Raw genomic sequence first — 5,339 nt, forward strand, 5'->3', positions numbered from 1 at the left:
TCCTTGGCCTTATCCAACCGCACCTTCAAAAGCCCGGTCAGAAGATTGACCTCGATGACGGTACCCCGTCCCTCCTCGGTCTGGACATAGGCTCCCACCTTGGGAGTGCTGTGGAGCAGATCCTCATAGGCCGCCTGCTCATATTTCAGGCAGCACATCAGCCGTCCGCAGGTCCCCGAAATCTTGGTGGGATTGAGGGAAAGGCCCTGCTCCTTGGCCATCTTGATGGAGACCGGCTGAAACTCCCCTAAAAAGGTGGAGCAGCAGAAGGGTTTTCCGCAAACTCCCAAGCCGCCCATCATCTTGGCCTCATCCCGCACGCCGATCTGCCGCAGCTCGATGCGGGTGCGGAACACCGACGCCAGGTCCTTGACCAATTCCCGGAAATCCACCCGTCCGTCGGCGGTAAAGTAAAAAAGGATCTTATTGTTATCAAAGGTGTATTCTACGTCCACCAGCTTCATCTGCAGCTTGTGCTTGGCGATTTTCTCCAAGCAAATCTGGAACGCGGAGGATTCCTTCTTGTGGTTGTCCTCCACATGCCGCAGGTCCTCCTCCGTAGCCACCCGGATCACCTTTTTCAGCGGCTTGACGATTTCCTCCTCGTCCACCGCCCGGTTGCCCATGGCCACCTCGCCGCACTCAATGCCCCGGGCCGTCTCCACAATCACCGACTGCCCCTTTGGAATCTGGACACCATTGGGGTCAAAGTAATAGACCTTGCCCACGCTTTTAAAACGTACTCCGATTACCTCGATCATGAAAAACTCCTATCGCCAACCGCCGGAATCCCCGGCGGTAGTTTTTTAGTTACAGATATTATTTAAACTAGCACAAAAGAGGGTGGTTGTCAAACTGAAGTTCTGGTTGCGCCGCAGGGCCAGAACGGTGCTGTCAATGAGGTCGGTTACCTCCATGACACGGGCTGTGGAAAGGCCCTCCAGCACCTCCTCCGCCTGGCTGTCCTCCCGAAGGCGGCCCTCCATGGCGGTGGTCAAGGTCCGGCGTAGATGCCCCAAACAGGCCAGAAAGCCCTCCTTATCCCGCTCGAAGCCGGCGCAAATGGAGAGCATCTCCATCTCGTCCCGGTTCCTTAGCGCCAACAGCAGCCGCTGGGCGCACTCCGCCTGCTTTTGCACCCGCTCATCCCCTGCCATCTGGATGGCGAGGCCTAGGTTGCCTCCGCTGGCCCGGTAGAGCCGGTCGACCTCCCCCGCCGCTGTGGGCGCCATCTGGGGGAGGGCTCTGGCAAACTCCTCTTTAGAGAGCTCCTCCAGGTGAAAACAGATCACCCGGGACAGGATGGTGGAGAGCAGGGCATTGCGGTTTTGCGCCGTCAGGATAAACATGACGTAGGAGGGCGGCTCCTCCAGCACCTTGAGCAGGGCGTTCTGGGCCGCTGTGGTCATATTCTCGCAGTTTTCCAGAATGAACACCCGCTTGTCCGCTTGGTTGGGCAATATCCCGGCATGCTGGCGCAGCCGCCGGATATCCTCAATGTGAAAGCTCCCAGTGCCGCCAGCCCCGCCGTAAATCTCCACGTCGGGATGGTTATCCGCCAGGATGTTTTTGCAGCTGTCACACCGAAAGCAGCCGCCGGGCCGCTCCTTGCACAGGGCCATGGCCGCGATAATCCGGGCCAGCCGGCGCTTGCCCAGGCCGTTTTCCCCCTCCAGCAGCAGGGCATGAGACAAACGCCCGTCAGCGCACAGGCCAGCGAGCGTTTGCAAAAGTCTCTGATTGGCGAAAAAAAGCTCATGTTCCACGGGCATTACAGTTTTTCAAACCTCTCAATATTGGTGACAAAGATGGTGGCGCCGCCGATGGTGACCTCCACCGGGAAGGAGGAATAAAGTCCCACTCCATAGGAAGAAGACGCAGGTACCATCTGGGTCCGCTTCTTGCTGTGCTTGCCAATGACAGCGATGACCTCATCCACCTTGTCGTCCTCGGTACCGATGAGGAAGGTGGTATTCCCCGACATCAAAAAGCCGCCGGTGGTGGCCAGCTTGGTCACGGAAAATCCCGCTTTGGTCAGGGCGGAGGATACCTTGCCGCTGTCTTCGCTTCCCACAATCGCAAAAATGAGTTTCATCAGTCATACCTCCTCAACACAGGCCGCAAAACAGCCTGCCATCTTAGATAAATCCATCTTTATTTTACCACTTTTACCTGTGTTTTTCCAGACGCTGCGAAAATTTTGCACAGTCTTTTGTCCAAAACCTCCCCCGGCATGATCGCCGGTACCGCCGGCGGGCAGGGCCAGCGGATATCGCCATAGATTCTTCCTTCCGCCTGTGTCACAGGAATATGCTCTTTCGGGGCAAAGTATGCCTGCCGGGGGCTCATGGCCTGCCGGGGCCGGCCGCCGGCAAGGGACTCTGTCTGTCCGGCCGGGAGCTTGCCTTCCCCGCTTTGCCAGGACACCCCCCGGCAGCTTAAGAGGATGGCCTCCCGCAGCCGGATAAAATCCTCCTCCGGCGTCTGCATGGAGGGCATGAGCACCACATGACCCTCATCGGCAAATTCGCACTCAATCCCTTCCTCCCGCAGCCGGCCGGCAAACTCTGTGCCGGTGCGGCCCAGGACTTTGGGCCGAAGGGTCAGCTTCATAGGATCGTCCCCCATGGGGTCAAGGCCCTTGTATGCCGCCAGAGCCCGCAGGGCGGCGCAGCTTTCCGCGGCCCGGCGGGTTCCGGCCTGGATTTCGGCAAAGCGGCCGGTGAGCATATCCATGGAAAGCATCATGAGATAGCTGGGGCTGGTGGAGCCGAACAGGCCCATGGCCTCCTTGGCCGCCGCCCAGGTAAAGCGGCTGCCCGGCCCCATGTGGAGCAGGGCGCTGCCGGTCAGGGCGGGCAGGGTCTTGTGCAAGGAGTCGCAGCAAAGGTCCGCCCCCAGGGTCATGGGGTGAAGATCCTCCTCCAAAAACTTCAGATGGGCGCCGTGGGCGTTATCCACAAGAAGGGGCACCCCAGCCTCATGGCAGGCTCTGGCGATGCCGCCGATGTCGTGGATCTGCCCGTAATAGTCAGGGGAGGTGATATACACCGCCTGGATTTCCCGGTCCCGGCTCAGGGACTGGGCCACCTCCTGGGGGGTAATACAGCCGATCTCCCCGCCGGAGTCCTGGGGGAAAAGCCACACCGGGCGGATATCCAGCAGGATCATGGCGTCCAGCGCCGCCTTGTGGATGTTGCGGAAGAAGAGGACCTTCTCCCCCGGTCCCGCCGCCAGGGCCAGCATGGCTTGGATGCAGAGGGTGGAGCCTCCGCAGGAGATGAGGCTCTCTTTCGCGCCGTAGCGGCGGGCAAACGCCTCCTCGCACCGGCGGATCACCCCATCACACTCAAACAGGCTGTCGGCCCCCTGGATTTCGGTGATGTCGTAGGCCGCCGCGCCCGCCAAGGGCTCCGGCAGAATCCCCTTGTGGCCCGGCATGTGCATCCGCGCCATGCCCTCCCGGATGTAGTCTTCCAGCATCTTCTGGATCGGTGTATCCACCCTTTCCCCTCCTATCAAAAAGGGAGAGCTGCCCAGAAGGGCCGCCCTCCAGCGTGGTTAATGTTTCAGCTTTCTCTTGATGGCGCTCAGCTTTTCCTTGGCGTCGATGGCAAAGTCCACAAATTTATAGGCAAAGGGCTTAAAGACCAGATCAAACTCCCCGGCCAGCTCATCCAGCTGCCCGTTAAAGCCCTTTTTAAACCGATAAAGGCCGTACAGATGGCTGGACTCGTCCAGGTTTCCAGAGACCCCCTGGAAGTCGTAGACGGTGCAGCCGCCCTCCACCGCCCATTTAATCATCTCCCACTGGATCAGGTAGTTGGGCATGACGTTGCGGTTTTCATTATCCGACGCGCCGTAGACATAGCAGGTTTTTCCCGCGTATTGGGTGGTCAGGGCGCCGCTGATGGCCTTGCCCTGATAAAAGGCCATATAGAGCCGGGCATGTTCCCCCAAAGCATCCAGCATCCGCTCAAAATAGGCTCGGGGCCGGACGTTAAAGCCGTCCCGCTCCCCTGTGACCCGCATCAGCCGGATGAAGTCGTCTAAATATTCCTTGCCTACCACCTTGACCTCTACGCCGTGCTTTAAGGCCACCCGCACATTGTAGCGGGTTTTGCTGTGCAGGTTCATGAACAGCTCCTCTTCGGTGCGGCCGCCCAAATAGAGGCGGTAGTTAAACCGGGCCTGGATGGTTTCAAAGTTCTCGCCGCCGGTAAAATGGGTAAAGCCCAGGCTTTTGCACAGATCGATAAACTCGGTATCCGAGATCAGCACATCCGGATCCATCTTGAAGGCATGGGCCCGGCGCTGTTTGGCCAATACCTTGACCCCTTCCACCAGATCGGAGAGCACCTCCCGGTCGTGGAGGTCGCACACGGGCCCTCGGGGCGCGTAGAGAAAGGTGGTGCCAATAAAGGGGATCTTCTGGATGAGCACCAGCATCCCTCCCCGGATCTTCCCCTCACTGTCCCGGGAGACAACGACGGCATGATCCCAATTGTTCTTGACCTTGGGCCAAAAAACCGATTGGGTAAAGCATCCCTGGGGATGCTGCTCTGCAAATTCTTCGTATTCTTTATATTTTGACTGTGCTAATATTTCCACAAGCGGTCACTCCAAATTCTTATGACTGGATGAAGTCTGTTTTTCTGAAACTGATGGCATGGCCGGCCCCTAAGCGGGCCATAGAACTCGGTCTCATTGCCAACTTACAGCTATTATACCACATTTTCCCCTCCCCCACCACCTTCCGGCGGAGGACTTTGCGCGGCGGCGCAACGGGCAACAAAAGCGCGGGCAACGGGGCAGGGTTATAAACTAAACCTGGGGCGCGGCTTCCCCCGCCGGCAGGCGGCAGATCGCTCTCCTGCGTTAATCGAGACGGGGCGCGGGCGTCGCGGCAGTGTTATAAACTAAGCCTGGGGCGCGGCTTCCCCCGCCGGGCAGGCGGGCGGCGGCTGGGAGATGTTATAGACGGCCCGGGCCACCTCGCTGTCGGTCTTCACCTTGGCAATGTCCCCTAAAGAGACCATCCCCGCCACCTTGCTACCGCGCAGTACCGGCAGCCGGCGGACCTGGGCCGCACCCATGAGCGCAGCCGCCTCGGTGACAGTCCGCTCCGGGGTGACGCAGGTCACCTGGGTGGACATGATCTCCCCGGCGGTCATCTTGCCGGGATCCTTGTTCCGGGAAAGACAGCGCACCACAATATCCCGGTCGGTGACGATGCCCTGGAGCCTGTCTCTCTCCACAATGGGGATGGCTCCAACGCCGCTGTCATCCATCTTTTTGCTCAGGCTGCGTAAGGTTTCCGACGGCGCTGCCGTCACCAC

6 protein-coding genes are annotated in these 5,339 nt (G+C 59.4%); all 6 read right to left on the reverse strand.

Going from position 1 to position 5,339, the window contains the following annotated elements; genetic code table 11:
* On the reverse strand, positions 1 to 761 hold a 761-nt coding region (locus tag ACZ25G_RS05025), incomplete at its 3' end, for a PSP1 domain-containing protein (RefSeq protein WP_463681749.1).
* A 45-nt stretch (positions 762 to 806) separates the two neighbouring features.
* Entirely contained in the window at positions 807 to 1,730 is a 924-nt protein-coding gene (locus ACZ25G_RS05030) for a DNA polymerase III subunit (RefSeq protein ID WP_463681750.1), read from the reverse strand.
* Between the two features lie 41 nt (positions 1,731 to 1,771).
* Positions 1,772 to 2,095, reverse strand: a complete 324-nt coding sequence (locus ACZ25G_RS05035; protein ID WP_191482680.1) for a cyclic-di-AMP receptor — start codon at positions 2,093 to 2,095, stop codon at positions 1,772 to 1,774.
* A gap of 59 nt (positions 2,096 to 2,154) precedes the next feature.
* Positions 2,155 to 3,504 carry an aminotransferase class I/II-fold pyridoxal phosphate-dependent enzyme gene (locus tag ACZ25G_RS05040; protein ID WP_463681751.1) on the reverse strand — a complete coding sequence of 450 codons (1,350 nt, stop codon included), beginning with the start codon at positions 3,502 to 3,504 and terminating at the stop codon, positions 2,155 to 2,157.
* 57 nt (positions 3,505 to 3,561) lie between these two features.
* Entirely contained in the window at positions 3,562 to 4,611 is a 1,050-nt protein-coding gene (locus ACZ25G_RS05045) for a lipid II:glycine glycyltransferase FemX (protein WP_463681752.1), read from the reverse strand.
* Between the two features lie 308 nt (positions 4,612 to 4,919).
* Positions 4,920 to 5,339: CBS domain-containing protein (locus ACZ25G_RS05050; protein ID WP_463681753.1), on the reverse strand; the 420-nt coding region annotated here is incomplete at its 5' end.

Source organism: Zongyangia sp. (assembly GCF_965361945.1).